Genomic DNA, 25,613 nt, shown 5'->3' on the forward strand with positions numbered 1-25,613 from the left:
AGCAGTCCCGATCATGGGTGGCAACTACGTGCGTCACCCCTGAAACTTTCCTTCACCAGCGCGTCCTCACCGCAGGTGATCGCCAACGTACCCATCTCGATCTTCGGCTGTCCAGTTTCCCGGACAGTCGTCCGGAAGATTGGACGAACGGATGATCAGGGGGGTAGGGTTCCGCCCCGATGGAGCACGATTCAACCCCGAGAAGAGAGGCATCGTGGCAGATCACGGGCTTGCTCGGCTGATCGCCGAACATCAGAGGAAGACCAGGGACTCCTACCGCGACATCGCCGAACGGGGCGGCGATGCGCTGAAGAAGACCATGGTCGGCGCTCTCGCCACGACCGACCGGCCGGCGATGCCGAAGCCGGAAGTGTTGGAGGCGCTGGCGCACGCCCTCGGCCTACCAGTGGAGCAGGTGACATTGGCCGCCGCAGAATCGGCCGGGCACGCAGTACCGCCAGAGGTGCACGTCTACCGCGAACGGGTGCCAGACAGTGACGAACAGGTGATCATGGCCGGGTACGAACGGCTGAGTCCCGACAAGCGGAAGGCGCTTCTTGCGCTGGTCAAGTCCATGGCCGATGACGTATAGCACGCACGTTGATCGACAAGTTGATCGGTAACAACCATTACAGTGAGCAAGCCTTCGTCCCGTAGACGGGACTGGCCACCCTCCCCACCCCCAAGCAACAAGGAACCATGAGTGAAGATCGTTCAACGGCAGACCGGACTGGAGTGCGTCTCCTTCCCTGACCGGGGCCTTATCTTCGTCGACCCGGCCCTCAACCATGAGTCGGTCGTGCACCTCATCCAGCAGTCCATGCCGTTGGTCCACCCGGACGCGATCCGTCACTGGGTGGAAGCGGCCATGCCGACGGCCGATCCGCTGTCGAGCTACCGGGCGTTCGATCAGAAGCGGGCGCGGTCGCGGTCGCATGAAGCTGCACACCGCAAGCCTGTCCGCACGCTCGGGGACAGGATGGCCAGCGCAGGCCGTCAGTTCGCTACGGCAACGGCGGCTGCTGTGCTCGGCGCGGTGGTGGCCCCGATGATCATGGGCAACCATGGCGTGGTGCCGGCTTCGGCGGCCGAGGCGTGGAACAACCCGGTCTTCAGCTCCGTCCAGACCGGCTCCGACTGGGACTGCTCGGGCACGGACAACTCCGACCTGGTGGCCACCTGCGTTGCCAAGGACGGGGCGGTGATGCACGTCGAGGCATGGGTGGGCCCCGACAGCTTGACCTTCACCTTCGCCTACAAGGACCCGCGCACGGGTCACATGCAGCGCAACCGCATGAAGGTGTTCGCCACCCCCGAGGGCGTGGAGAACTGGTTCACCAACGTCCCGCCCGACTCAGGTGAGTACAACAACCTCATCAAGGGCGAACGCTGGATCATGTACGGCACCGACGCCGGCCGGCTGAAGCGGTGGGCGCACGGGCTGGACTCGACGGTCGTCATCCCGGCAGACATGACCCAGGCCGCGTACGCCATGGGCCTGCTGGTCGATCCGGGCGAGAACTCGCCGAAGAACCAGAAGGAGCTGGCGACCGTCGAGCCGATTCTGCGCTCCACGGTTGCCCGGATCATCCTCGGCGACAACACGTTGCCCATGCCCGTCCTGGGTCCGGTCGGGCCGAACGACCCGATCGAACCGCTCGACCCCTCGGCTCCGAACGTGCCTTCAGTGCCCGTCCCGCAGGAGCCGAGCAACCCGGTCGAGACGCCGCCGGCCACGCCTCCAACGGCACCGCCGATCAACACGCCGGCCGAGCCCCCGACCACCATCCCCGCCGAGCCGCCGACCATTCCGACGCCGCCCATCATCCTGCCCGTCGATCCGCCGCCGGCCGACCAGACTCCCTCGAAGCCGCCGGCCGAGGAAGCCCCCTCCAAGCCGCCGGTCGAAGAGGCTCCGTCTGGCGATGCTCCGTGGAACGTGCCGGCTGACGAGACCCCCTCCAGGCCGCCGGTCGACGAGACCCCAGCCGGCGAGGCTCCCTCCGAGGAGCCGGCCGATCAGGCGCCCATCGACGAGGAGCCCACCTCGCCGCCGTCCAGCGAGGAGCCGGCGACTGAGCCGGCGACGCCGGTCGACGAGCACGACCCCCTGGAGGACCCGATCGAGGTCCCGCAGGAAGAGGTGGCCCCGGTGCACGAGGAGATGACTGCGACGCCCATCTTCAGCAAGCTCAGGTGGGACATGCGCCTGGCTGCCTGACCCCAGGCACGAGGAAGCCCCCCAGCAATCTGCTGGGGGGCTTCTGTATGGGGGAGGGGAGGCCGCGGTGACCCCGTACGCCTACTTGCCGCCGGAGCCGTGAGACTTCCGCATGGTCGTGACCGCCTCTGGGACGCGGATCAGGTCCGTGTCGATGCCCGGCCGGCGAGGCACCAGGAAGAAGCCCTGCTCGGTCTCGGGGTCGTAGTGCACCACGGAGTCCTCTGCCTTGCGCTTGGCCAGCCAGCTATCCAGCTCAGCCGCCTCGCGGGCAGGGAGCTTCTTACCGTCACGCCGGCGTGCCTCTGCCCGCAGCATCATGACGTGCCAGTTGTAGCGGTGCTCCGGCTCAATCTTCCAGGGGATGAGGTTGCTGTCCCGAGTAAGGCGCGGCTCCAGGCCCTGGCGACGACGGAAGTTGCCCCACATCGTCACCGAGGTCTCGATGCCGTACTTCTCTCGGTACAGCTCGATCATCTCGCGGTAGGTCCTGCCTTCCGTGATCCAGTCAATGGCTTCCTGGTGATTCTGGATCTTCGACGCTGGCATGGCCCCCGCTCCCCTCGTTGACGTGTTGACTTACCTGCAAGGTACACCAAGTGGGTAACTTGCGTGTGGGTAAGTGAAGTGTGCCACGGTCGATCTGTCAACTCAAGGTATAGTCATGCCTCGTTGCCAGATGCATGGCAAGGAGTCCGATTACCAGCGGGAAGGTTGCGGTTGTGAAGATCAGCCTCGTCGTATGCAACGTCTGCCAAGACCCTAAGAAGCCAACCAGGCAGTACAGGGTCGCATCCGAGGGCCGGTCAATGGTCGCGGACCTGTGCAAGGAAGACGGTGCTCCAATCGAACAGTTGTTCGAGAAGCAGCCGACGACAACTCGCACCCGCCGCCAACAATCGCAGGTCACCTCCATGGAGGAGATCGAGAGATTGAAGAACAAGGGCACGAAGAAGCCATAGACAGAGCAAGCGCCCAACCCGCTGGCACACGGCGCGTGCGCAGCGGGTGGGGCGACGGGGGCGGCATGATGGCACGACCGACCCGGAAGGACAGGCAGCATGAGCTTCGATGCGGGCGACCTTGCCGCCCTCGACCAAGCGTTCGCGGCGCACCGCGAACAGGTCCGCGACATGGTCAACCAGGCCGGGCCTGCCATCAGGGCCCACGGCAACAGCGTTGGCATGGCCATCGTCGGTCGAATCCTGCGGGATGATCCCGACTGGGACGAAGACGCGTTGCTGCTGACGCTCAGCGCCGCCGTGGTCGTGCTCGCAACCGGGGACCACGAGGGCTGAGGACACCGCGCTCAAGACAGCAGGCGGGCGCTTCCCCTTACTTGCCCTTGGCCGAGAGCCAGGGAACGAACCGGTCGATCCAGGCGACCACCGGACCGGCAGACATCACCCGAGTTACCAGGGTGGCCCCGGCGGTGATGGCCGCAGCAACGCCGGCCAGGGCCGCGTACTGCTCGGCCGACAGCGAGTGCTCCAGGTACTTCATTGCCACCGGCACGCCGACCATCAGGACAGCGCAGGCGCTGACGAAGGCTTGGAAGGCGGTGCGGATCTTCCGCCGCCGGTCCTCGTCGCTGGTGTCGAGAGCGGCGTGAGCGGGCGTGTAGTCGTCCATAGGGGCTGCCTCCATGGGTGAGTGTGGGTTCAGAACTTGTTGGTGTTGAGGCGGCGCTGAATGGCCTTCACCAGCTCGGAGACGGGGGCGGACATGCGGCCATCCCGCTCGGTGCCGAGGTAGCCCTGAAGGGCGTACGTGGTCAGGTAGTACCGGCCGTCCTGGCGGATGCCCCGGCCGTCCACGTCGATCTGGTGGCCCTTGCTGCGCAGGAGGCGCTGGACCGCTCGGACCAGCTCGCTCGGGTCGCTGATCTTGCCGTCGACCGGCGTACCCATGACCTGCTGCCAGCGCCGGATCGTGGCCGGGCCCAGCTTGCCGTCGACCACGAGCTTCGCCGGCTGGGCCGGAGGCTTCGGAGTGCTCGGCGGCTTCGGGGCCGACAGGGCTCGGATCTTCCGGGCGATCCGCGCAACCTCGGATGCGCCCTTGTTGATCTCGAAGTGCATGTCGTCCTTGCGGCCCGAGTAATCCCCGCCCCACCGGACAACGCCCTCGCAGAAGGCAAGGATCTTGCGGATCGCTGCGACCTTCGCGGCGCTGAAGGTGTTCGCCCGACCCATCGGGTGAGCCGGCGCGTTCAGGTCGATGGCCGTACCGGACGCGTGGTTCGACAGCTCGCTGCTGCCCTCGATGTTCTTGTAGAAGTAGCCCCAGCACTCGCCGTCCTTCAGCGGCTCGACGGTGCGGTGGAACTCGGCCGCCACGTACATCAGGACGGTCTCGACGTCGCCGGCCAGGACGCCTTGCGGGAAGTCGACGTTCGTCCCCGGGACCTTCGGGGACACGATGCGGATCTCGGTCTTCGGGCCGGCGTTCCAGCCGTTCTGGCTCTTGCTCACGGGTGCGGTACCTCCGAGTAAGGGGTGACGACGCGGGCGATTCCGGCTGCGGCGATGAGGCGGGCGCAGCCGTCGCAAGGGGCGTCGGTGATGTGGGGGTGCTCCTCGGCTGGCCTCGCGGCCTGCGCGCAGGAGGGCGTTCTGTTCGGCGTTTAGCTGTCCCAGTCCGGCTGGGTCAGCGCGCCGTGAGGTGGTTGTCCAGTCGGCGCTCGACGTCGATGCGCTCGATGCGCTCGGTGCGCAGCTCCTCGCGCAGGCCGCCGATGTCCTTGCCGTGCTGGCGCTGCGTCTCGATCACCTGGTCCAGGCCAGCAAGGACCCGGTCGATGTCGTCGCGCAGGTTGGTGGTGTGGCTGTTCTGGACCTGGTCGCGGGCGGCTGCGGCGTGGGCCTTCACCTCGCCGAGGCGCTTGTGCTGCCGGCGCAGCAGCTCGACGACGACGCCGATGAGGGCGACGCTGACGGTGCCGCAGGCGGTGACGATGGCCGCCTGGACGGGCGGCTCCATGGACAGGGCGAGACTCAAGGGGTGACTCACTTCCAGGTCGTTCCGTCGCCGACCTTGACCTGGCACAACACCCACTTGGAGCCGTCGCCGACCCACACGATGGCGTCGAGCCACTTCGTGCCGTCGCCCACCCGCAGCCCAGACAGGGTGGTGAACGACCTGGCGGCAGACCAGTCACCCGCGCCGGCTGCGTTGTTCGCGCGGGTGCGGGTGTAGTAGGTGGTGCCCGGTAGCAGGCCGGTGAGGGTGGTGGACGAGCCCGAGGCGGTCACCGATACCGGGCTCGTGAAGCTGGAGCTGGTCGATCGCTGGATCTCGTAGTGCGTGATGTCCGAGCCGCCGTCGTCGGACGGGGCGGACCAGGACAGGGAGGCCGAGGTGGGGCCGATGCCGCTGGCGCTCGGCTGAGCCGGCGCGCTGGCGGGGGTGATGTTGGTGGTGAAGGCGCGCGAGGGGGACCAGCCGCCCCAGCCGTTGGCGTTACCCGCCCGGACGCGGACGTAGAGCGTGGTGCCCTTGGGCAAGCCCGTCAGGTTTCTGCCCTGCCACCCGTCCTCCTGCCAGCCCTGGATGAGGTCGGTGAACGCCGAGTTGCGGGACACCTGGCCGCCGTTGGCGCTCAGCGGAAGGCCGCCAGTGTCGGACGGCGCACCCCAGGTCACGTACGCCTGCGTGGAGCCGATGCTGTCGACAGTGGGAACGGGTGGCGTGTCCGGCACCGTCGTGAGGGTCTTGAAGGTGACCGTGCCGGAGCTGCCGGACCAGCCGGCGGCGTTGTGTGCCCGCACGGTGGCGTAGAGAACTGTGCCCTTCGGGAGCCCGGTCAGACTGCGGCTCGTCCCCCAGGCCGTTGCCCAGTAGGCCACGCGGTCGACGAAGCCAGGGTCGCGGGCGACCGCGCCGTCAACCGTGTCCAGTGCCCGGCCGTTGTTGGCCGGCGTCGACCAGGACAGCGTGGCCGTGGTGTCGGTGATCGAGCTGGCCACCGGAGTGCTCGGCGTGCCGGGGGGCGCGGGCGGGCGGGCCGGCATGGTGATCGAGCGCGAGTGCGCCGGGGTGCCGCCGTTATACATGCCGGAGATGGAAGCGGTCCACGAGTACGTTGGTCCGCCGTCGTAGTCGATCCCGGACGAGAAGTCCCGGCTGTAGATGAGCTTCGTTGCCCCGGTGCCGGACAGGTTGTTATGGAACGTGCCCGATCCGCCGCCGGTCCCGGAGACGCTGTAGTTCTGATCGTCGTCGAAGTCCCACTGCTGGTCGTACACCTTGACGTAGACCCGCAGGGAGACCGTGACCGAAGTGCTGCCCGAGTTGGGCGTGGAGGTCCAGCAGTCGATGCCGACCTGTAGATGGCCCTCAGCGGAGCCCCATGTAACTGCCACTCAGTGCCTCCTTAGCTGGTCGGCTGAATCCAGATGCGGTCAGTGGTGGGGGTGCCGGACGGCTGGGTCTTGGAGACGGTCACCGTGTAGCCGTTCCAGCGGGTGGCGTTGTCGGCCGTGGCGGGGATCAGATCCGTCCAGCCAGTGCCGGAGCCGTTGTAGAACTCCCACTTGCCGGTGGTGACGTTGAAGCCGAGCTTGCTTCTGCGCGGGGCGCTCGGGCGGATGGCGGTCGTCCAGACGCCGACCCGGCTGCCAAGGAACTGCCGCTCATCCACCGGCACGTCGGCGGCGATGGCGACAGCTCCCGCAGCCACCGGAACGCTGCCGAGGCTCATCTCGAAGACGCCCGTGTCGGTCTGGGTGACGCCCGGCGCACCGCTTCCCGGGGTGCCCGTGAGAGGGACCAGGGTGATGCTGTTCGAGGTCGGGTCCAGCCGCAGAGCCACGCGGTCGGTCCGCAGGGTGCCGGACGCGGCGGCGACCGCGACCTTCTCAACTGCCGTCGAGTACACGGCGTGGCCGCGCAGGATGGCGAAGCCCGGCTGGACGAAGACGTACATGCCGGTGCCGTCAGCGGTCAGCTTGAAGTCCGAACCACTGATCGAGTCGGCGACGCCGGAGTCCTGCAACTCGCGGAACAGGCGGGAGAACTGGCTCTCGTCGGTGTCCTGGTTGTCGAAGGGGAACGAGGTGATTGCCACGGGGTGGGCCTCCTGCGGGCATGAGGAAGCCCCCGCGCAGATCGAGCGCGGGGGCTGAGGGAGGGGGGGGGTCAGTCGGTGGGCGGGAGGTCTTCGTCGATGACCGGGAAGGGGTCCTCGCCCGCCTCGTCGACCAGCCGGAACACGGCGTTGCCTGGACCCAGCAGCGCCTCGACCTCGGGCTCGGGGTCGGTGTCGCTGTAGATGCTGCCGTCTTCGAGGTTGGCGTCGAGCAGGCCCTGCCGCTCCCACTCCTCAATGTGCTGGCGCAGGACACGCCAGGTCCGCGTCTCGAACGTGAACGCCTCGAATCGGAACACGTTGATCTCCTCAGAGGTCTGGGCGGACGCGGATTCGCCGGTTCGCCATCTGCATGGTTCCGGTGGGCGCCATGTGCACCAGCCGGACGTTGTATGAGGCCCCCGGCGTGAGGCCGGGCACGATGTCGCTCTGGGCGGCGTGGTACCAACCGCCGCCGGCACCGACCCGCGAGGCGTTGTTGCTTGCGCCAGCCACGATCACCGACCCCTGGCCCATGACGGCCCCCTCGCGGAGGGTGAATGACGTCAGGGCTCCATCGCCGACGGCTGCCATCTCGCAGTCCCAGATGACCTCGACCTGTGCGCTCGGGGGAGCCACGAACACGACGCCAACCTCAGCTCCGGAGACGGAGCCGAAGGTGGTACCCGTGTAGCTGCGCGCGTTGGTGTCGCGGCCACTTGAGGTGGTGCGAAGGACGCTGCCGGCGATGCACCGCCAGCGCGACCAGCCGGACGCCTGGTTGGCCGTGCGCTGCCACAGCTCGGTCTCGCCGCCGGACCCGCCCTGGTGTCGCGTCCAGGTCTGGACCGCGAAGTCGTCGCTGGAGCGGTAGGTGGTCACCATGCCGAACTGCGCGCCGAAGTACCAGCCGCCGGTCGTCGATTCGGTTGAGTTGAGGTACAGGAAGGACGTGCCCCACGGGTAGCTGGTGAAGCCTCGGCCCTGGGGGAAGTCTGCCGCGCTGAGGCGCGCTTCGGTGAGCACCTTCTGCCAGTTCCCCCAACCGCCCGCCTGGTCCTCGCGGTAGCGGCGGAAGTGCAGGTAGTTCTCCACCTGCATCACCTGGAAGCTGCGGTAGCCACCGTTGTTGAAGGTGGCGATCGTGCCGAACTGGGTGGGCGGGACCGAGCCCCAGACTGGGCCGGCGCTGCCCTCCATGCCCATCAGTGAGATGCCGCTCGGATAGGCGCTGAGCGGGTCGGTGGGCTGTCTCGTGGGGATCGCCGTGCGGCTCTCGGCAGTGCGCTCCAGCGAGGAGAGGCGGACCTCCGCGCCCTGGACGCGCTTCTCCATGGATGCCGTGCGGTCGAAGCCGGAGGGGTCGCCGATCAACGCGCCGAGCCGGAAGCCCTCGCGGTTGACCTTCAGCACGTAGCCGGTGACGACGGTCGACAGCTCCTGGCCCTCGACGACGACGCCGACCTTGTCCCCGACGCCCCAATGCACGCCGAAGTCCATGCCGCTGTCCTCCATGGGCACGGCCTGGACGGCGAGGATGGCGGCGGCGTCGTCGGCCAGGCGCTCAAGCCCGGCCTGGCGCAGCTCGTCGACGACGTTGGTGTTGCGCTGGTCGACGAAGCGTTCGATGCGCCGGCCCCAGTCGGATTCGCCGGCAAGGGAATCCGCGGTGGTCACCTGAAGGAACTGGCGGTCGACGCCTTCGTTCTGGCCAGCGACGATCGCCCGCGTACTGGCCGGCGGGCTGATCGCCACGCGGTGCCCGGCCAAGGTGTTGTTGCGAATGTCCAGCCGGATCTCCCGGCTGCGGTCGGCGACCGCGTAGGTCTCGAAGACGAGCACGTTGCCGCGCTGCACGATCCTGAAGCCCAGGTTCGCCGTGGCCGCCAGTTCACTGAGCAGGTTGCCCAGCACCGGGAATCGAGCGGACTTGGTGGTGACGGGGCCGCGACCAAGGTTGGCGCCCATCGTCAGCTTCGAGGCCATGAGGCCGGCAGCGCGCCGCTCGGAGGGTGCGCCAGGGCCGATGTTGGCGTTGACGAAGGCGTGCATCAGTGACTCGACGTTGCCGGTGCGGGTGTCGTTCGCCAGCGTCTGCTTCGTCGGGTCCGGGTTGGCCGGCTGCGGGTAGGCCAGCGCGTCGGCCAGGAGCACGGTGTCGTCAACGCCCTCGACGGTGACGGTGCCGTAAGGGTCGGTAGAGGTCGCCTGGTTCTCCGGCTTGACGACCGGCCCGCTGAGGAGAACATCGGTCGGGCCGGTCACGATGATGCCGGAGCCGGGCTGGCGCAGAGCCCCCGCAAGGGGGTGCTCCGCTGCCAGCGTCAGCTTCCAGTTACCGATCCCGTTGTGCAGGTCGGACAGGTCCAGGTCCAGCTCCTCGGGCCGGATGAGCCCGAGGCGCTTCAGGTCGCGGTCCCGCGCCTCGACGGTGATGTCCGCGAGCTTCACGTCAGATCACCATCCACTTCCGAGGTCGCCATGTGCAGGTGATGGAGGACGATGTGGTCGTCGAATCCAGTGAGGCGGTCGCCTCGGTGATGCCCGGCGGGATGCGCCAGAGCCGGGGTGCTGCGGCCAGGTCGGCGTAGCGGTTGACACCGTTGCCGTCGCGGACCGTGCCGCTGCGGGTGTCGATGACCAAGCGCTCGCCGGCCGCCAGGACGCCTGTCCAGTGGAAGGACTCCCCGGATCGGGAGATGGCCCTGAAGTCCCGACCGGGGCCGGTGACCGTCCACAGGGGGTACGCGTCGGCGTCGCCCAGCTCGTTCTCCAGCGCCATCGTGCCGATGGCCTGGGAGCTGGCAACCTTCAGGCTGGCGAGCTTCCCGACCAGGCCGCGACCGGCCCCGGCGTTGGTGATCCGCTTGGAGGTGGCCCGCGAATAGGTCCAGTACGGGTCGCCAGCGCGGAGGGTGATGACCGTTCGGAGGTCGGTCTCGCCGTTCGTGTCGACGCCGTACGTGTACTGGCCGCCGCCGACGCGGACCACGTCGGTTGACCAGTCGCTGCCGTCGTCCTCGACGAGCCGCAGGGTGCACGGGTTGGCGAGCATGACGGCGAGCCGGGACAGCCGCGCCTTCAGGTCGCTGCGATGCCACCCCGCGACGTAGATCGGTATGTCGATGTCGCGGGGTGGAACTCGCTTACCCCGGAAGAGGCCGCCGTCGCCGGCCCCTTCCTGCCACTGGGTCTGGACAGCGGGCAGGCCCAGTCCGGTTACCCCGGAGAGGGCCTGCACGCCGACGTCGTGGTTGAGCACGTCGTCCAGGTCGAGCCGATCGGTCGCCGAATCGAGTACAAGCCGTGGCATTACCACCCCCACCTTGCGCGGCCGACCGCAGCGAACAGGTCTTCCTGGCTGTCGATCGAGGAGCCGGGCGCTGCGTTGTAGATGAACTGCTTGACCACGGGGCCTTCGGTGCTCGCGTCGCCCAGCGCGCCGGCCAACTGGTCAGCCATGCCGCGAGAGGAGACGCCGCCGATGGACGGGCCAGCGATGGTCATTCCGCCGAGGTCGGCGGTGAGGCCGGCGAGGGAGCGCCGCACCTGGTCGTACTGGGACTCAAGGCCCTTGATGAAGCCGCCGATGACGAGCTGGCCGGCGCGGACCAGGAGCACCTTGTCCAGGGACTCGGGGCCCTTCCAGTCCTTGATCTTGTCGGTCAGTCCGCCGAGGGTGTCCTGAACGCTGCCGAACATGTTCTTGATGCCGTCGATAAGGCCACCGATGATGGACTTACCGATCTCGAACAAGATGTTCTTGGCGGCACCGAAGGCGTCCTTGATCTTGCCGGGCACGCTCTTCATGAAGGACAGCACTTCGCCGAACTTCTGTGGCACGACGTTCTTGATGAGGTTGAGGCCGGATTCCCAGACCGACTTGGCCGCATCAATTCCGGACCGGAAGAGGTTCTTCCAGGCTTCGATTCCGCCACGGAAGTACGCGACGATCCATTCCCACACCGTGGAGGCGACGTTCTTGATGGCGTTCCAGGTGTTGTCCCAGAGGCTCTTGATGAAGTTCAGGCCAGAGGAGAACAGGTTCTTGTAGAACGTGAAGCCGTTGTCCAGGAACGACTTGATGCCGTTCCAGACGCTCTCGAACAGCGTCTTGATCGCCAGCCAGGCGTCGTCCCACAGGCCCTTGATCGCCTTGAGTCCGCCCTTGATGGCGGTGCCGCCCATGTAGGACAGGGCGACCTCGACGATGCCGACGATCAGGTTCCAGATCGAGGAGAAGACCTCCTTGATTCCGCTCCAGACTCGGTCCCAGTCGCCCGTGAAGATGCCGGCGAAGATGTTCCAGATCCCCAGCACCACACCGACAACGCCCTCGAATACGCGAGCCACGCCGTCGATCGCCATGACCAGCGTGTCGATTAGCAGGCCAGCGATGAACGCGATGGCCGGCCCGAGGATGCTCATCAGGAATCCGACGACTACGGTCAGCGCCGCGATAACCGGTTGGAGCGCGGCGACCAGCTTGTTGATCGCCTCCATGAAGGGGCCCATCGCCTCGGCGATAACCTGCTTCACAATGGCGATAAGCGGCGTCAGAATCGCCATGGCGAGCTGAAGCAGCGGAGCGATCAGCGGCATGATCGCCGCCAGGAGCTGGCCGAGAAGCTGACCGATGAGCTGGAGCACCGGGGCGAGCTGCGAGACGAGCTGCGGCACCAGCTCCGCGAGGAGCGCGATGGCCGGCTGGATGGCCGGCATGAGCGACTGGAAGACGCCCAGCAGCGCGCCACCCAGGACCGTCACCAGGGTCTGGACCGAGGGCAAGATGGCCATGAACGCGGCCGACAGGGTCGGCAGAACGGCGGCGATCAGCGGCCCGAGCTGGGCGGCGAAGGTGCCGACGATCTGGCCGAGCATCCCGAAGACCGGGGACAGCGACTGGATGACCGGGGCCAGCGAGGCGATGCCCCGCGAGATGCCCTCCACCATCAGGATGAGGCCCTGCTGGATGGCCGGGTCCGCGAGAGCCGTAGCCAGGCCGGAGACCAGGTTGCCGATCGCCACGCCAGCGGCGGGAAGAACGGACTGGAGCGTTGTGGCCAGGGTGCTGAGCATGTTGGTCACGGCCGGGCCGGACCGGTTCGCCAGGTTCTCCATCATCTGGTGCGCCGCCGCGAAGGTCGCGGCGAGCTGCCCCTGGAAGACCGGGTCCTTAGCCGCCTGGGCGATGGCCGTGAGGCCGGTCGCCAGGGTGCCGAGGGTCGCGCCGCCGCCCATGCTCGCGGCCTCGGCCACGCTGACGAAGATCGACGCGGTCTGGGTCAGGACCGTCCAGAGCTGGCCCAGGGCCACGATGGCGGTATCCACCCAGCCCTTGAGCCGGCCGTCCGCCTCAGCAGCCGCCAACCAGCCCTCGAACTTGTTGACGATGTCGACGAACCACTGCGCGAGCTGCGGCAGGTAGGACGCGCCCAGCTCGCCGAGGATGCCGATGATCGAGGCCAGGTCGCCGGTCGACTTCTTGGCGATCTCGATGGACTCGGTCAGGTTGCCGAACATCTGCGCGAGCAGCGACGGGCCGATGGCCCCCTGAAGGGCGGTGGCGAACTGGCCGAAGAACTGGCCAACCTCGGTGCTGACGTTCTTCATCCCGGCCGAGAAGGCGGGGAGCAGGTTGTTGATCAGGTCGGAGATCGGGGCCTTGGCGGCGGACCAGAAGTTGCTCGACATCTGGTCGGCCAGCTCGGAGAGCTGCTGCTTGACGCCAGGCAAGACGGCGTTGAAGTCCTTGAGGGCAACGAAGGTCGCGCCCAGGCCGAGGGCCATGCCGGCGAACAGGCCGGGCAGCAGGAGAGCTGCTGGCGCGATGCTGGCCAGGGACGCGGCGAGCGAGGCCATGTTGCTGGCGGCCGAGATTGTGGCGCCGGCCAGGCCGAGTGCGGCGAGGGTGACCGAGCCGATCAGGGGCACGGCCTTGTCCAGGTTGGCCAGGGACTTCATGAAGGTGTCGAAGATGCCGGTCAGGACCCGAGCACCGGACAGCGCATTGATCATTGCCAACGCCGCGGCTGCGCCGCCCTTGTCGACGACCGGGAAGATGTTGACGATCCGGTCGCGGGTCAGCTTGACGAGGCTGGCCGTGACCAGCGCCATGGCACCCTTGGACGTCTCCGGCTTGACCTCGGCCTTCAGGTCCTTGATCTTGTCCTGGAGGTCTTCGATGTCGCGCTCCACCTTGCGGCGGGCGCGGTCGTCCAGTTCCGGGGTGATCTTCGCGCGAAGGTGTTCGATCTGATCCAGGTAGCCCTCGATCTGCCGCATGACCTTGGCGATCTTCGCCTCGTCGAGCTTGGTGTTGACCGGGATGTCGGAGAGCTGCGCTTCGATGCGGGCGCGAATCTCGGCCGCAGCCTTGTTGTCGAACGCCAGCTTGATCTTCGTCTGCCGAGCCATGGTCAGCTCCAGCTCGGCGCGAGCCTTGGCCAGCGACTGCTGGTCGAGCTTGACCGGGAGCTTGACGTCCTTGAGCTTGCCCAGCTCCTTGTCGATCTGGGCGATGGCCGCCTTGACCGAGTCCATCGAGCTGCGGTCAACCTCAAGGTCGATGTGCCGGACCTTCTCCAGCTTGGCTTCCAGGAAGCCGATGGCGCTGTTGAGCGACGCCTTGTCCAGGGTGATCGGGAACGGCTTCTCGCTTAGCTTGTCGAGCTGGCCCCGGACCTGGCCGAGGGACTTCATCAGCGACTGCTGGTTCTCCAGGTCGACCTGGAGCGTGATGCTCTTGAGCTGCTTCTGGGCCTTGGCCCGGACCGCCTTCGCCTCCTCGGCGACCCCGTTGTCCTCCAGGTCGACGACGAGCTTGACGTCAGCGGTCAGCTCCTTCTCGACGGCGTTGAGCTTCTTCTGCGCGTCGCGCCGGAAGTCACTCGTGTCGGGCATGACCTTGACGCTGACGCGCCCGATGATCGTGCCGGCGTTCGCGGCCATGCACTTACCTCCGCTGGAATCGCTTGTAGATGTCCGCGACCGTGACCGGCTTCTTGTCCTGCTCGGGCTCGGCCGCCGCGCTCTTGGGCCGTGGCCACACCGGCATCTCCGGGGCCTTGCCCTTCTTCCAGTTGCCGGTCGCCCGCGTGTTGGCGTTGATCGCGTCGAAGGTGTCGACGGCCAGGTGGCGGTCGACGCCCCAGCCGTAGAACTGCCTGCCGCCGGACGCGAGAGCGACGGTCAGGCTTGTGTCAGGGAGGGCCAGCGCGAGCGCGAGGACCAGCGCGGGGGCGGGGCCCCGACCCTCGATCACGTCCACCAGGTCCACCTGGTAGAAGCGCTTCAGGTCGGGGTACAGCCCCGTGCCGTAGTCGTCGATCAGTCGCGCGAGCCCGAGGCTTCCCCCGCCGACGTCCCCTTGACGTAGTTCTCGAAGACCTCGGCCAGGACGGTCAGGTCGCCGCCGATCGCGGCGAGCAGCTTGTCCGCGTGCTTCTCGGACTGGGCCACCAGACGCAGCGCGTCGGCCAGCATCTCCTCCTGGTCGGTCTCCGACTCGTCGCTGTTGATGCCGCCCTGAATGTCGGCCAGCGCCTTGCGGTTCTCCTTGGACAGCCGCAGCGGGTTGAGCAGTCGGACCGTGCCGTCTTCCAGCTCGATGTCGAGCGAGCCGTACTTGGCTTCGGCCGCAGCGCGGATGGTGTCAAGGCTGATCGTGGACATGGGGGTGCGGACCTCCGGGTATTGAAGCGATTGGATGCGGACCTACAGCTGCGATTCGGCAGGGGTGGAGCCCTCCCCGCGACGGGTCCGCACGCATCGCGGGGAGGGTGGATCAGGGGTGGCTCACGCCTCCGGGTCGGCGTCGCCCAGCGGGGTGACGGCGTAGGCGTACGGGTTGGTGCTCAGCGCCATCGGCTTGACACCCAAGGGCAAGCCGGCCAGCGACTCGGTGTCGCTCAGCGACATGTCGTCGGCGCGGTAGATTTCAGCCTTCGGGGCCCAGAAGCCGAAGTGGTTCACGCCGTCCAGGAAGACCACGAGGAACGCGGCGACAGTCGGCACCGGATCCTGCGGCACACCGAGCAGGCCGTTGGCCAGCGTCGGGGCGTTCGAGCCGTAGAACAGGCGCAGGCCCGGGGTGTCGAACTGCTGGAGCGTGAAGGTCATCGTCTCCTGGCGCGGGCTGTACTTCGTCCTCAAGCTCTTGTTCTGCAACGAACCCAGGGTGGTCGCCTCACCACCTTCGGAGGTGATGCCGAAGATGTCTTCCAGGCTGGTGTGACCGACCGACTGCCACGGGGTGGCGATGGCCATCAGGTCCGCCGGGAGTTCGGTTCCGACAGGTGCGGTGAAGAAGTTGCCACTGCCGATGACGAGCGTGGCGTTGTCGTTGAGTGCCACGGGGGCGGCTCCTTACGAGGGCATGCCGATGGCCCCGCTCGCGCGTCGCGGCGGGGTTCGGGATGGGGTGGGTCAGGGCAGGGGGTACGGCCGCTGAAGCGGCTTGCGGATGTCGATGCGGTACTGGGTCTCGTACCGCCAGACACCGGTCGGGAGGTCGGCGTACTGAACCGGCCCCGTCGCCGTCGCCCAGTCAGTGGCCCGGCGGGGAGCCGAGGTCATGTCGACGCGGATCAGGTGGCCCCGGCCGGGCACGACCGTCTGGTTCAGCCAGGCGTCCCGCAGGACGATCCGCACCGCCTCCGAGAGGATCGCCGCGTCTTCGTCGCCGTCGGGGTCCTCGGCGAAGGCTTGGATCGTGACGTCCGCCGAGTCGGTGAACCGCTGATCAGCGGACCAGTTGCCGAACTGGGGCATGCGGCGCGGCACTACCAGCGGGAACGTCTGGTCATCGGCGATGAGGCTCTTGACCTGGACGCCGGGGAGGCCGGCTCGCAGGATCGGGAGTAGCAGGTCTTCGACGGGGCTCAGCTCGGCGAGCGCCCGCACCTGCGGTGGGATGCCAGCCATTACGTCCTCTTCGACTTCTTGTAGGCCCCGCGCTTGCCGCGCTTGCGGCTGGCCCGGACGACCCGCTTGCGGGGGATGTCGACGGCGACCTTGGGGCCCTGGCGCCGGTCCAGGTTGAAGGCGTTGTGCAGGATGAACAGGCCCTCGGTCGCGGCGTACTTCACCTCGACGACTTCGCCCGTGTCCTCGTACAGCACCTCGTAGCTGCCGCCCTTGCGGCCGAACTCGATGCTCATCGCGGCGTCCTGGCCCGCCTCGTCGTTCAGGACGAGGTAGACGTCGATGTCGCCGTGCTCGATGTGGGTGAACGCGTCACCGTCGCTGGAGCCACCGTTGGCCTCGCGTGCGCTGAGCAACGCGTTGTCGGCCTTCGCCTTCGCCTCGAAGGTCAGAGCGGTGATGTGGGCCTGGACGCCGGGCAGGTTCGCCAGCAGCTCCGCGCCCCAGTCGTCGTCCATGCGGGTCTTGCCGTTGTGGTAGACCTCGGCCATCAGGGGCGCTCCCGCAGGTCGATCGACCAGTGCCGGGTGCGCCGGGTGCCGTGGTGATGGGACGGCGGAGTGACGACGTCCCACTGCTTGCCGTTCCACTCGACACGCGACCACAGATCGACGTCAGTCAAGTCCGCGGTGACCAACATCCGAACGACGTTGATCTGTTGCTGGCCGGGCACTTCGGCCCTGGCGCTGCGTTGCGGGATGAAGGCGGCCCGGACGATGTGGGGGCCATCGGCCTGGGCGACCTTCACGACGTTGCCCCGGTTGTCGGTGACGGTCTGGGTCTTCCAGACCTTGGCGAGCTGGCCGCGCCTGCGCTGCATGCTCACCAGGGCTCATCCCCGGCGAAGTACGGCAGCGGCTCGGAGCTTCCCTCGACCGGCACGTAGCCGGTGGTGTCGCGCTGGGGGCCGTTGCGCCGGCCGCCCCATGCCGTGATCGGCACGGACCAGACGCGGGCCGCCTTGCCGGCCAGGCCCTTGATCAGGGCCTGCTCGTCGCGGGTGAAGTAGACGCTGCCGGCGTCGTGGCCGGCGCTGTCGTTCCAGGCCAAGGTCTCGTCCCCGGCGCGAGACTGCGTGTAGCCGCCGGGGTTCTTGACGTGGCGGGCTGCCGCCTTGAGGACAAGGGTTCGCACCAGGCGCGGGACGGTCTCTGACGGCCAGTCGCGGCCATAGCCGCGCGCCAGGTCGGAGGCGTCCTCCAGGGCGCTGGTCGCTACCCGCTCCTCGTCTTCGTCGAGTGCCCAGTCCAGCCGGGCCTTCAGTTCATCGAGCGTCGCGTAGGACTCCAAGGAGCCTCCCTCCGGGGAAGCGGAGGGCGGCAAGCCGTAGCTCGCCGCCCTCGCGCGGTGGGTCAGCTCTTGGCAGCGGTCTTCGCCAGCGCGGCCTTGGTGCCGAGGCCGGTGATCTGCGCCAGCTCGTTGTCCTCCGCAGCGGTCCGACCGATGGCCGGGCGACCGGCGGTGCCGTTCGGCAGCGAGTCGGTGCCGTCCAGGTCCAGGCGGATGGCCCGGATGAAGTGCTCGTACTGGCCGACCGACCGGAAGCCGGTGGACGCGTCGCGGGCGATCAGGATGTCCTCGACGTGGCGGAAGCCCTGGTAGGTGTTGAACACCGACCGGTCCTGGAACTTCTTGGACTCGTAGTCACGGATCCAGCGCAGCGCCACGCCGTTGTAGGACGCGGTCGCGCCGAACGGCACCGACTGCGGAACCGACGGGGCACCCGTGGCGAAGATGAACGCGCTGTCCACCATGGCGACGGCCATGGTCGGCTCCAGCTCCTGGGCCACGACGAAGTTGAAGCCGTAGCGCCGGCCCAGAGTCGCCTCGCGGAGCTGGGACACCGCCTCGGCCTCGCCGACGTTCGACGCCAAGTTCAGCTTCTCGTCCTCCAGCAGCGCCTGCTCCCACTGGGAACCGACCAGGATGGTCCGCGCGCCGGCCGGGACGTGCAGCCGGTTCATGGTCGCCCGCGCCCGGATCAGGCCGGACTTCAGGTTGTCGGCCGCGATGCCGAGCCGGATGGTGAACGGGGCATCCATCAGGTAGTCGGTGGCCTTGGCCTCCAGACCCTTGCCCAGCGCCTCGGTCTGCTTGCGGGCGAGCTTGGCCCAGCCCGGCAGGTCGAACTCGTTCTGCTCGTCGGTCAGGCGGACCGCCGAGTAGATGTCGCCGCCGAACTTGACGCCGACCTTGCGCTCCTTGTATTCGTCGAACTCGATCTCAGTCGACCGGTCGTTCCGCCACCCGTAGGTCCGGAACGGCAGCACGCCCTCGACGGTGACGTTGATCGTGTCGTCCTCGGCGCCCTTGTAGGCGTCGATGCCCTCGCGCCGGAAGACGGCGGGGACAACAAGCTGCTCCTCCAGGAGGACCGCAGCGGTGGACGCGATCTTCTCTGCCTTGACTACCTGGTGCTGTGCCACTCGGGGGCCCTCCTAGGGGCATGAAAAAGGCCCGGACCAGATCGGTCCGGGCCTGCGGGTTCGGGGTTGGTCAGTAGCGGCGGGCTCGCGCCTCGCGCGCCGTCTTGACGGGGTCGAATGCGCCCTCGTCGTCATTGGGGTTCAGGCCCCCGCGCAGCTCGCCCGGCTCGTCACCTACGGCGTACCTGGCGAGCGCCTTGGCGTCGGCCAGCAGCTCGTCGTACGTGGAGCCCTTCAGGCGGCCGGCGAGGTCATCGGGGAGCTTGGCCTTGCGTGCCACTCGCTCCACCAGCAGCTCGTGCTCCAGCGCCTGGTTGGCCGTGCGCAGCTCCTGGGTGGCTGCCTCGAACTCCTCCACCGTCTTCGCGGCGGTGAGCTTGGCTTCTGCCTCACGGAGCTTCGTGCGGAAGTTCGCGGCCTCGGCGTTCGCCTTCGTGAGTCGCTTCCTCAGCACCTCGGCGGGGATCTCCTCCTCGCCGTCCTTGTCCTCGTCGACCTCCGTGCCCGGAACCTCGGTCTCGTCCGGCGGCGTTTCAGCCGGAGGGGTCACCGCGGCATCGGTGTCGGTCTGTTCGGTGCTGGTGTTCTCGTCGGGCTTAGCCACGGTCACGCCTCCTGGACGTTGTTGTGCCGCGCCGCCAGGGCGCGGTCCTTCTGTTGCTTGCGGATGAAGCTGCGCCAGGCGGATACGGCAGCCTTGCCGGATAGGCCGTTGGTGACCTTCGGCCAGAGCTGGGCGTACTCGCGGTTCAGCGCGTAGAGGGGAGAGCTGCCAACCTGCGTGTCGCTGAAGACCGGCTCCGCGTAGCAGTGGCAGTTGTTGTGGTACCGGTCGCCGTCGTCGTAGTCGCCGGAGTCGAGCTGGGCGAGCGTCGGCCCGGCCGCTGCCTGCGATCGGTAGCGGTCCTTCTTGCGGACGAAGCCCTTGCTGATCAACATGGCGCACCACCCGCAGGGGGTGCCTGTACGCGACAACCGGACGTAGCCGACGCAGCGCCGGTCCCGCTGAGCGATGGACCAGACGGTCCCTCTCGCGCCGTCCATGACGACGCGTTCAGCGGCTGCGGCCTGCTGTGTGCCGGCTCGGGTGTGGGCTTCCTCGCGGGCCTTGTCGACGTCCTTGGCTGGTGCCTTGGTGTCGATCTCGTCGACGAGCCTGATGAGCTTCTGCGGACCGAGGGCGATCAGCGAGGTCCGGGCTTCTTGCTGGGCCGCGTGCTCCAGGCGCGCGTGCTCCTGCTTGATTCCTGGGATCTCTTCGACCTTGATCTGCTGGTCGTCGCCGCCCCGCTCGGGCTCCTCGGTGTCTCGGGCCGGCTCGTCATCCCCGGCGCCCTCCTGGGGCTTCTGAGGACCGACGAGCAGCGCGAACTCGTGGCGCAGCATGGCGAGGGTGACGTACGGCGGCTCGGGCCTGCGGGGGTCCGCGATCGTGGTCCCGGTACGCAGCGCCCGGACCAGCCGGTAGTACGCCATGGCCAGATCGCGCGAGCGACCTCGCCGGGTGGTGATCATGTGCACGGCCTTGCCGAGCCAGTCAGCCGCCGTGCTGGCGGTGTTCGTCGGGGGCACGCCGGCCCAGAGCGCCATCGCGTCCTGGATGGTCGCCGCCCCGATCTGGGTCAGCGCCAGGTGGTACGCGATGGACGCCTGTTCTGCCTCGGCCTCGTTGGCCGGCGTCGTCACGCGGCGATCACCCCGGACTCCAGGCCAGGGGCGTCGGGCGTTGCGCGGCGCAGGGCCTGGGCCAACTGCAACTCGCCGTTGTCGTCCTCGGCGATGCGCTCCCACTCGTCCAGCTCCTGGCGCGTTGCGCCGGGGACTCGGGGCCACAGGCCGCGAGCGGGGATGCCGAGCTGTTCCCGCAACTTACCCAGGGCGTCAGCGGCCTGGGCCAGGGACTTCTGCTCCATGTCCCGCCACAGAACCTCGCCGCTGTAGTCCTCGGCTGAGGCGTCGATACCCTCCATCTCGGCGGCCAGGCGGAAGACTCGCTCCCAGCTCTCGCCGAAGGACTTCCTGAAGGACTCGATCTTCCGGCTGAGCGCCGTCTCCGCAGCCAGCAAGGCTTCAGCGGACAGGTTGGCGATCTGGCCCAGGAGGTGGTGAGGCGGGGTCTGGCTCATCGCCGACAGGTGCCGGATCGACATGTCGATGCTGTCGATGAAGCCGTTCAGCGGGGTCTCGTCGAGCGTGCCCCACCTGGTGTCCGGGTCCTCGGCGAACAGGAACCGGGAGACGTTGACGTTGATCTCAGCCGGGATCGGCTCGCCGTCCTTGTCCAGGATCGGCTCGCCCTCGGCGTTCCGCTTGACCGGCGGTGCCATCCCGGAGACGGTGCGGATCTTATGGCTGCCCCAGGTCTGCGCAATCAGCAAGTCCAGAGTGGTCTGGTTGATGCGATTTTGGAGTTCGATCATGGGCTCGATGACGCCGCAGGTCCGACCCTCCAGGTCGACCGCAGCGGCGAAGCGAGTCACGGGGCACTCGGTCGCGCCGTGGAGGGCTCCCCGCTTGATGGCGACGGAGTCCAGGTCGGCCAGGGAGTCGAAGGTGACCTCGTACTCCCGGCTGCCATCCCACATGCGGGCGCGGCCCCGGTCGTCCCCCTGGTTCCAGCGGGTCACCGTGAGCGCGGCGTATGGGGTGTCGTCGTTCGCGGGGTCCTCGTACAGGGCGCTGGTGCGCAGCGCGCTCAGGCCCTTGGTGCGGATCTTCCCGTTGCGCAGCCGCTCGGTCACGGTGAAGCTGTGGCCGTAGGTCAACGCTCCCTTGTGCACCGCGATCTGGCGGGCGTCGAGCCGGCTGCCCTGCCAGTGCAACCACTCGGGCAGCACCTCGTCGAACTTCGCCGTGGTGGTGCCGCGCCGGAAGCTGTCGACGTACATGGCCTGGGCCGGCGTGTCGACGAGCAACGGCATCCAGTTGGACACCGCCCTCTTGGCCAGCAGGCGGTACTCGTCGTCACAGTTCGGCGGCATGTACGGGTCGTCGTGGATGCCGTGCAGGTAGTCGTCGATCCGCAGCAGCGTGTCGCGGTCCTTGTGCAGGATGGTGAGGAGCTGCTTGGCCAGCTTCAGGGGCGCAGTCGCCACAGGTGAACACCCCCGGTCGGGTTAGAGGAAGTGCCCCCGACCTGTCCGGGGCTTGGTCTTCTTGCCGCGCGTGAGCAGGTCGTGCAGCGCCTCGTGGGCGAGCATCAGGGCGGCGTAGGCGTCGACCTTGCGGTTGTGTTCGGGCTTGCCGAACGAGACGCCGTAGATGTTGGTTCGGCGGTGCGCGTTGAGGACGTGCCGCTGAAGGGTCAGGTCACCGTCGTGGCGAAGCCGGCCGTCGAAGATGGTGGTCATCAGGCGCTCGTGCGCTCGCGTGACGAGCTGCTGCGAACGCCGCATGTCCCAGCCGATCGCGGACTTCTCGCTCGCCTTGACGCCGAGCTGGTCTCCGTACTTCTCGCTCCAGTCGGAGATGTGCGATTCCCACAGAGCCACATCGGCGTACATCGCGCGCACGTTGAATACGCGGAATGCCTCGTGGATCTCGGAGTTGACGCGGTCTCGCGGCACTTCCCAGCCCTCGCCGTTGGGGCCGTCCGGCTTCTCCCATACCCCGATCACGAAGGCGCAGCGATCCTTGATTCTGATCGCTATTGCAGCCGTGGCATCGTCGGACTTGCCACCGTCGAATCCGATGACAATCTCGTCGCCGGGCTTCAGTACCGCAGTCTCGTCGGTGAGCGGAAGCCACTGTGCTGGCCCGTATAGGGCGTCCTCGTCGGCCACGATCTGGTTGAGCCACATCCGCCGGCTGCGGGCCGGCGAGATCGTGGTGTCCATGACCGACTGGATGATGGTCTCGACGTTGAGCCAGACCGCGTCGCCCCTGATTTTCGGGATGACGATGCGCAGCGCTTCCGCCGTCAGCGGGGTCTTGGGGTGCGCCTCAACGCTGTCGTACAGGAAGCCGACATCGACCGACCGACCCTCGCGGATCTTGTCGTACGACTCACGCATCCGCTGCGCCACGGAGTCTTCTCCGGGCAGGTAGGCATTGGTAATGGCGAGGTAGCGCGAATCCTTCTTAGTCGCATTACCATCAATGGTCTCCATCATTTTATGACCATTGTTGCCGCTTACCCAGTGGTGCGTTTCATTTAATAGAATAAAGGAAGTTCTTTTACCCTCGATCGCCCTATACGAGGATGTTACCGCCTCTAGTCGACACTTACCGCCATTAGCGCGAATAAGCACCGCGCCATCTTTAATGCGGTACTTCTTGCGGAATGCATCCGACATTAGTGACGGAATCAATTCCATCGTATTCGTCGTCTGCGACTGGTTGACCGCAGTCACCTGCACCCAGGCTCGCGGGTGCGGAATCGCCACCGGCTCGCCGGTCTTCTTGTCGAAGAACGCGAAGCGCGAGGGGCCCACCAGCTCGACGAGGCAGAGCACCGCCAGCAAGGGGTCCTTGCCGTGGCCCTTCATCCGCTGGAAGACGCCCTTGCGACTGATGAAGCGGCCGGTCTCGTCGATCGCGTACCAGTGCAGTACGAACCGAAGTTGCTCCATCGTGAATCGCCACGGGCCGCCGTCCTCGGCGGTCAGGTTCTCCGCGCACCAGGCGGCGATCTGCCAGCCCAGCGTCAGCTTGGGGAGGAACCAGGAGCCGTCGGGGTTCTTCTTCCAGGTGGGCCCGATGTAGATGGGCGCCAGGGCGTCGATCTCCTCGGCGGTCAACGGCTTGTCGGCCACGGCAGTAGCCACGGCGATCACCTCCCCTCGGGGGTGGTCCCTCCGTCCTGGGGAGGTGGGCGGAACAGGGCAGGGTCAGCCGGGGTGAGCTTCAGCAGCTCCACCCAGGCGATCAGTTCGTGGTCGTCGCGGGAGAACGGACATCCCTTGCGCCGGCAGCGCGAGCGCCGGCTCATCCGACGATGCCGAGGCCGCGCCGGTAGTCGTCCATCACCGCGACGGAGGCCGGGGTCTCTTCCTCCTCGGCCTCGTGCAGCTCGATGCGGACGCGCCGCCGGTCGGCCTCGGTGACCAGGAGGTTGGTCATCGCCGAGTAGATGGTCTGGAGCATCTGTCCCGACCGCTTGCCGGACTTCTTGTAGACCGACAGGTCTTCGCACAGGCTGAAGGCGAACGCCCAGTCGGACTGCTGGTAGAAGTCGGCCTGGCCGGACTTCTTCAGCGAGTCCCACAGCATGCGGGCGATGGGGTGCCAGTTGGCATCGGCGCGAGGGACGACCACCGGCCGCAGCTCGCCCCGAGTCACCGCCTGGACGTCGCCGCCCTTGCGCTCTCGCGGTCGGGCCAGGTCGTCCTCACGGTTCGGTACGGGGCCGGGCATGGTGGTCACCTCCTCAGTGCTTGGCGACGAATCCGAACGGCTGCTTGGCCTCGGGCTCGTCGTCCTGGTCCTCGTCGTCGTCCAGCTCCAGGGGCTCGTTCGCCTGCCGGCCGGCGTCGATGTCGAGCACCCATGGGCCGAGGCCCAGGCGGACGGTCAGCATCACCAGAGGTTCCACACGATGTGCGGCACGAACCAGACGACGAACGCCACCAGGACGCCGATGAAGGCCAGCGGGCCGGCGGACTTCCAGCCCCGATCGGTGCGCAGCCAGGTGCGGGTGTTCTCGCTCAGGGTGTCGCCAGGCTTGCGCCGGACCAGCGCAGCGCCTTCCAGGATGGCGAAGGACAGCGCCACCAGGAGCAGCCACAGCTTCCAGCAGGTGGCCCAGAACCGCCGGTACGGGTCGATCATGCAGCTCTCCGTCCCTCGGCTCTGGCCGATAGTTGAGTGTGGGTGTCGTATGTAGGTGCGAAGATCACTCGCGTCAGTTCAGCGAGAAGTGGGGAACCATGACCGACCCGAACCAGCCGTACCCGCCCCAGCCGCAGGGTTACCCACAGGGTTACCCACCGCAGGGGCAGTACCCGCCGCCCGGCTACCCGCCGCAGGCACCGCAACAGCAGTGGAAGGTCATCAAGACCGGCGGGACGCGGCACGGGATGCACGCGATGATCACGCTGTTCACCTGCGGTATGTGGGCTCCGGTGTGGTTCTGCGTGTGGCTCGTGACCAAGAAGCACAAGGTCGCCGTGCCTCGCTAACGTCGTGGGCCCCTGCCCTGGAGAGGGGGTCAGGGCAGGGGCCGGGCGAGGGGGCGAACCGCCCGCACCTCGCAGCACTCAACGGGGATCGCCCGGAGTGCGGTGACCGCAGGGCCGCCGGGTCGCTTGTCTTGTCGCGCACCCGTAGCGGCCCTACTTCTACAGCAGGCCGGGGTGACCCTCAGTCCTGCGGAACTTCCTGTTGTTGCGCCGCCAGCGGGCAGCTCGCGCCGCCGCGCCTTCCGCGCCGGACTTCCTGTCGTGGTGCCATTCGCACAGCGACTGAAGCGCCTCGTCCCTGTGGTCCAGGGGCCCGTTCATGTGGTCGACGTCGACCGCTGCCTCAGCGCACCGCTCCCCGTAGACGTTCGCACCGCGGCATCGATAACCATCGCGCCGGAGCACTCGCTTCCGGATCGCGGGCCAGTCCGGGGGGAGCTGGGCTCGGCGGTCTGATCCTTCCCAGCGCGGCATCCAGCTCCCCCGTCGAGGTGGTGATGGCCCCGACTACGTGTGCTCGGAAGCGTGCAGACCCGGGGCCAGGTCAAGGGGTAAGCAGGAGAGCTGGCAACCGCTTGTGGCCCCTCCGGGGCCCAGCAGTTGACCTGCTTGCGAGCTACCAGTTGGTGGCCCCTCCGGGGCCCAGCAGGCTTCCCTGCCAGCTCGCTAACTTGCTTACATGTTTAATACCGGCTCGGCCGGCTGATATGGCGGATGTTGTGTCCTGTCCCACACTTACCCATCGGCGAAGGGATGGCAGCGGCGAAGGGATGGGAAGGAAGCCCTGGTCAACCGACGTGCAGTGGACTTCACCCCGGTTGAGCTGGGGTTGTACTGGATGGCTGTCGTCCCTG

The 25,613-nt window shown here is 67.5% G+C and carries 30 protein-coding genes; 5 read left to right on the plus strand and 25 right to left on the minus strand.

Going from position 1 to position 25,613, the window contains the following annotated elements; genetic code table 11:
* The first annotated feature begins 214 nt into the window (after positions 1-214).
* Both AB0C25_RS02665 and AB0C25_RS02670 read left to right on the plus strand, forming a co-directional pair.
* Complete coding sequence (locus AB0C25_RS02665; RefSeq protein WP_357368786.1) at positions 215-592, plus strand: hypothetical protein; 378 nt, start codon at positions 215-217, stop codon at positions 590-592.
* A gap of 111 nt (positions 593-703) precedes the next feature.
* Positions 704-2,221, plus strand: coding sequence for a hypothetical protein (locus AB0C25_RS02670; protein WP_357368788.1), 1,518 nt, complete (start codon positions 704-706; stop codon positions 2,219-2,221).
* A gap of 81 nt (positions 2,222-2,302) precedes the next feature.
* Here AB0C25_RS02670 and AB0C25_RS02675 read toward each other — a convergent pair whose 3' ends face one another.
* On the minus strand, positions 2,303-2,770 hold the full coding sequence (locus AB0C25_RS02675) for a hypothetical protein (protein ID WP_357368790.1): 468 nt from the start codon (positions 2,768-2,770) through the stop codon (positions 2,303-2,305).
* Positions 2,771-2,943: 173 nt separating this feature from the next.
* Here AB0C25_RS02675 and AB0C25_RS02680 point away from each other — a divergent pair, with 173 nt between their 5' ends.
* Positions 2,944-3,183: a hypothetical protein gene (locus AB0C25_RS02680; RefSeq protein ID WP_357368792.1), complete on the plus strand. Its 240-nt coding sequence runs from the start codon at positions 2,944-2,946 to the stop codon at positions 3,181-3,183.
* 99 nt (positions 3,184-3,282) lie between these two features.
* On the plus strand, positions 3,283-3,519 hold the full coding sequence (locus tag AB0C25_RS02685; RefSeq protein ID WP_357368794.1) for a hypothetical protein: 237 nt from the start codon (positions 3,283-3,285) through the stop codon (positions 3,517-3,519).
* Between the two features lie 37 nt (positions 3,520-3,556).
* On the opposite strand, the gene AB0C25_RS02690 is transcribed toward AB0C25_RS02685, so the two are convergent.
* The 24 genes from AB0C25_RS02690 to AB0C25_RS02805 all read right to left on the minus strand — a co-directional run bounded on the left by AB0C25_RS02690 (position 3,557) and on the right by AB0C25_RS02805 (position 24,409).
* On the minus strand, positions 3,557-3,868 hold the full coding sequence (locus tag AB0C25_RS02690) for a hypothetical protein (RefSeq protein ID WP_357368797.1): 312 nt from the start codon (positions 3,866-3,868) through the stop codon (positions 3,557-3,559).
* A gap of 14 nt (positions 3,869-3,882) precedes the next feature.
* Complete coding sequence (locus AB0C25_RS02695) at positions 3,883-4,695, minus strand: M15 family metallopeptidase (RefSeq protein WP_357368799.1); 813 nt, start codon at positions 4,693-4,695, stop codon at positions 3,883-3,885.
* Positions 4,696-4,870: 175 nt separating this feature from the next.
* The gene (locus tag AB0C25_RS02700) at positions 4,871-5,233 is read right to left on the minus strand and encodes a DUF2746 domain-containing protein (protein WP_357368801.1); all 363 of its coding nucleotides are present in this window, start codon (positions 5,231-5,233) and stop codon (positions 4,871-4,873) included.
* Positions 5,230-6,585 carry a fibronectin type III domain-containing protein gene (locus tag AB0C25_RS02705; RefSeq protein ID WP_357368803.1) on the minus strand — a complete coding sequence of 452 codons (1,356 nt, stop codon included), beginning with the start codon at positions 6,583-6,585 and terminating at the stop codon, positions 5,230-5,232. The genes AB0C25_RS02700 and AB0C25_RS02705 overlap by 4 nt, the downstream gene beginning before the upstream one ends.
* Before the next feature lie 11 nt (positions 6,586-6,596).
* Positions 6,597-7,289 carry a hypothetical protein gene (locus AB0C25_RS02710; RefSeq protein WP_357368805.1) on the minus strand — a complete coding sequence of 231 codons (693 nt, stop codon included), beginning with the start codon at positions 7,287-7,289 and terminating at the stop codon, positions 6,597-6,599.
* Positions 7,290-7,360: 71 nt separating this feature from the next.
* Positions 7,361-7,609 (minus strand): hypothetical protein, encoded by a 249-nt coding sequence (locus AB0C25_RS02715; RefSeq protein ID WP_357368807.1) that lies wholly within the window; start codon positions 7,607-7,609, stop codon positions 7,361-7,363.
* A gap of 10 nt (positions 7,610-7,619) precedes the next feature.
* Positions 7,620-9,740: a hypothetical protein gene (locus AB0C25_RS02720; protein WP_357368809.1), complete on the minus strand. Its 2,121-nt coding sequence runs from the start codon at positions 9,738-9,740 to the stop codon at positions 7,620-7,622.
* A gap of 1 nt (position 9,741) precedes the next feature.
* A complete protein-coding gene (locus AB0C25_RS02725; RefSeq protein ID WP_357368811.1) occupies positions 9,742-10,602 on the minus strand; it encodes a phage tail family protein in 861 nt (286 codons plus the stop codon).
* Positions 10,602-14,240: a hypothetical protein gene (locus AB0C25_RS02730; RefSeq protein ID WP_357368813.1), complete on the minus strand. Its 3,639-nt coding sequence runs from the start codon at positions 14,238-14,240 to the stop codon at positions 10,602-10,604. The genes AB0C25_RS02725 and AB0C25_RS02730 overlap by 1 nt, the downstream gene beginning before the upstream one ends.
* A gap of 4 nt (positions 14,241-14,244) precedes the next feature.
* Complete coding sequence (locus AB0C25_RS02735; protein WP_357368815.1) at positions 14,245-14,559, minus strand: hypothetical protein; 315 nt, start codon at positions 14,557-14,559, stop codon at positions 14,245-14,247.
* 59 nt (positions 14,560-14,618) lie between these two features.
* Entirely contained in the window at positions 14,619-14,963 is a 345-nt protein-coding gene (locus AB0C25_RS02740) for a phage tail assembly protein (RefSeq protein ID WP_357368817.1), read from the minus strand.
* A 123-nt stretch (positions 14,964-15,086) separates the two neighbouring features.
* A complete protein-coding gene (locus AB0C25_RS02745; RefSeq protein ID WP_357368819.1) occupies positions 15,087-15,644 on the minus strand; it encodes a hypothetical protein in 558 nt (185 codons plus the stop codon).
* Between the two features lie 72 nt (positions 15,645-15,716).
* Positions 15,717-16,214, minus strand: a complete 498-nt coding sequence (locus AB0C25_RS02750; RefSeq protein ID WP_357368821.1) for a hypothetical protein — start codon at positions 16,212-16,214, stop codon at positions 15,717-15,719.
* Positions 16,214-16,705, minus strand: a complete 492-nt coding sequence (locus AB0C25_RS02755; protein ID WP_357368823.1) for a hypothetical protein — start codon at positions 16,703-16,705, stop codon at positions 16,214-16,216. Before AB0C25_RS02755 ends, AB0C25_RS02750 begins: the two co-directional genes overlap by 1 nt.
* Positions 16,705-17,034, minus strand: coding sequence for a phage head-tail adapter protein (locus AB0C25_RS02760; protein WP_357369056.1), 330 nt, complete (start codon positions 17,032-17,034; stop codon positions 16,705-16,707). Before AB0C25_RS02760 ends, AB0C25_RS02755 begins: the two co-directional genes overlap by 1 nt.
* Before the next feature lie 2 nt (positions 17,035-17,036).
* Positions 17,037-17,504 carry a hypothetical protein gene (locus AB0C25_RS02765; RefSeq protein WP_357368825.1) on the minus strand — a complete coding sequence of 156 codons (468 nt, stop codon included), beginning with the start codon at positions 17,502-17,504 and terminating at the stop codon, positions 17,037-17,039.
* Positions 17,505-17,566: 62 nt separating this feature from the next.
* The gene (locus AB0C25_RS02770) at positions 17,567-18,640 is read right to left on the minus strand and encodes a hypothetical protein (RefSeq protein WP_357368826.1); all 1,074 of its coding nucleotides are present in this window, start codon (positions 18,638-18,640) and stop codon (positions 17,567-17,569) included.
* Between the two features lie 70 nt (positions 18,641-18,710).
* Entirely contained in the window at positions 18,711-19,244 is a 534-nt protein-coding gene (locus tag AB0C25_RS02775; protein WP_357368828.1) for a hypothetical protein, read from the minus strand.
* A 2-nt stretch (positions 19,245-19,246) separates the two neighbouring features.
* A complete protein-coding gene (locus tag AB0C25_RS02780) occupies positions 19,247-20,326 on the minus strand; it encodes a hypothetical protein (protein ID WP_357368830.1) in 1,080 nt (359 codons plus the stop codon).
* Positions 20,323-21,735: a phage portal protein gene (locus tag AB0C25_RS02785; protein ID WP_357368832.1), complete on the minus strand. Its 1,413-nt coding sequence runs from the start codon at positions 21,733-21,735 to the stop codon at positions 20,323-20,325. Before AB0C25_RS02785 ends, AB0C25_RS02780 begins: the two co-directional genes overlap by 4 nt.
* 21 nt (positions 21,736-21,756) lie before the next feature.
* Positions 21,757-23,406, minus strand: a complete 1,650-nt coding sequence (locus tag AB0C25_RS02790; protein WP_357368834.1) for a terminase — start codon at positions 23,404-23,406, stop codon at positions 21,757-21,759.
* 160 nt (positions 23,407-23,566) lie between these two features.
* The gene (locus AB0C25_RS02795; RefSeq protein ID WP_357368836.1) at positions 23,567-23,995 is read right to left on the minus strand and encodes a hypothetical protein; all 429 of its coding nucleotides are present in this window, start codon (positions 23,993-23,995) and stop codon (positions 23,567-23,569) included.
* 13 nt (positions 23,996-24,008) lie between these two features.
* Entirely contained in the window at positions 24,009-24,158 is a 150-nt protein-coding gene (locus tag AB0C25_RS02800) for a hypothetical protein (protein ID WP_357368838.1), read from the minus strand.
* Positions 24,158-24,409: a hypothetical protein gene (locus tag AB0C25_RS02805; RefSeq protein WP_357368840.1), complete on the minus strand. Its 252-nt coding sequence runs from the start codon at positions 24,407-24,409 to the stop codon at positions 24,158-24,160. Before AB0C25_RS02805 ends, AB0C25_RS02800 begins: the two co-directional genes overlap by 1 nt.
* A 98-nt stretch (positions 24,410-24,507) precedes the next feature.
* Between AB0C25_RS02805 and AB0C25_RS02810 the strand changes: the two genes are divergently transcribed.
* Entirely contained in the window at positions 24,508-24,759 is a 252-nt protein-coding gene (locus AB0C25_RS02810; protein ID WP_357368842.1) for a hypothetical protein, read from the plus strand.
* Positions 24,760-25,613 lie beyond the last annotated feature (854 nt).

The organism is Micromonospora sp. NPDC048839 (assembly GCF_040649915.1).
Classification (GTDB): domain Bacteria; phylum Actinomycetota; class Actinomycetes; order Mycobacteriales; family Micromonosporaceae; genus Micromonospora.

Coding starts and splice junctions, on each gene's coding strand:
- AB0C25_RS02800 (WP_357368838.1), bottom strand. CDS start 24,158: ATGCTGACCGTCCGCCTGGGCCTCGGCCCATGGGTGCTCGACATCGAC.
- AB0C25_RS02675 (WP_357368790.1), bottom strand. CDS start 2,770: ATGCCAGCGTCGAAGATCCAGAATCACCAGGAAGCCATTGACTGGATC.
- AB0C25_RS02810 (WP_357368842.1), top strand. CDS start 24,508: ATGACCGACCCGAACCAGCCGTACCCGCCCCAGCCGCAGGGTTACCCA.
- AB0C25_RS02805 (WP_357368840.1), bottom strand. CDS start 24,409: ATGATCGACCCGTACCGGCGGTTCTGGGCCACCTGCTGGAAGCTGTGG.
- AB0C25_RS02725 (WP_357368811.1), bottom strand. CDS start 10,602: ATGCCACGGCTTGTACTCGATTCGGCGACCGATCGGCTCGACCTGGAC.
- AB0C25_RS02795 (WP_357368836.1), bottom strand. CDS start 23,995: ATGCCCGGCCCCGTACCGAACCGTGAGGACGACCTGGCCCGACCGCGA.
- AB0C25_RS02750 (WP_357368821.1), bottom strand. CDS start 16,214: ATGGCTGGCATCCCACCGCAGGTGCGGGCGCTCGCCGAGCTGAGCCCC.
- AB0C25_RS02685 (WP_357368794.1), top strand. CDS start 3,283: ATGAGCTTCGATGCGGGCGACCTTGCCGCCCTCGACCAAGCGTTCGCG.
- AB0C25_RS02730 (WP_357368813.1), bottom strand. CDS start 14,240: ATGGCCGCGAACGCCGGCACGATCATCGGGCGCGTCAGCGTCAAGGTC.
- AB0C25_RS02740 (WP_357368817.1), bottom strand. CDS start 14,963: ATGTCCACGATCAGCCTTGACACCATCCGCGCTGCGGCCGAAGCCAAG.
- AB0C25_RS02690 (WP_357368797.1), bottom strand. CDS start 3,868: ATGGAGGCAGCCCCTATGGACGACTACACGCCCGCTCACGCCGCTCTC.
- AB0C25_RS02760 (WP_357369056.1), bottom strand. CDS start 17,034: ATGCAGCGCAGGCGCGGCCAGCTCGCCAAGGTCTGGAAGACCCAGACC.
- AB0C25_RS02755 (WP_357368823.1), bottom strand. CDS start 16,705: ATGGCCGAGGTCTACCACAACGGCAAGACCCGCATGGACGACGACTGG.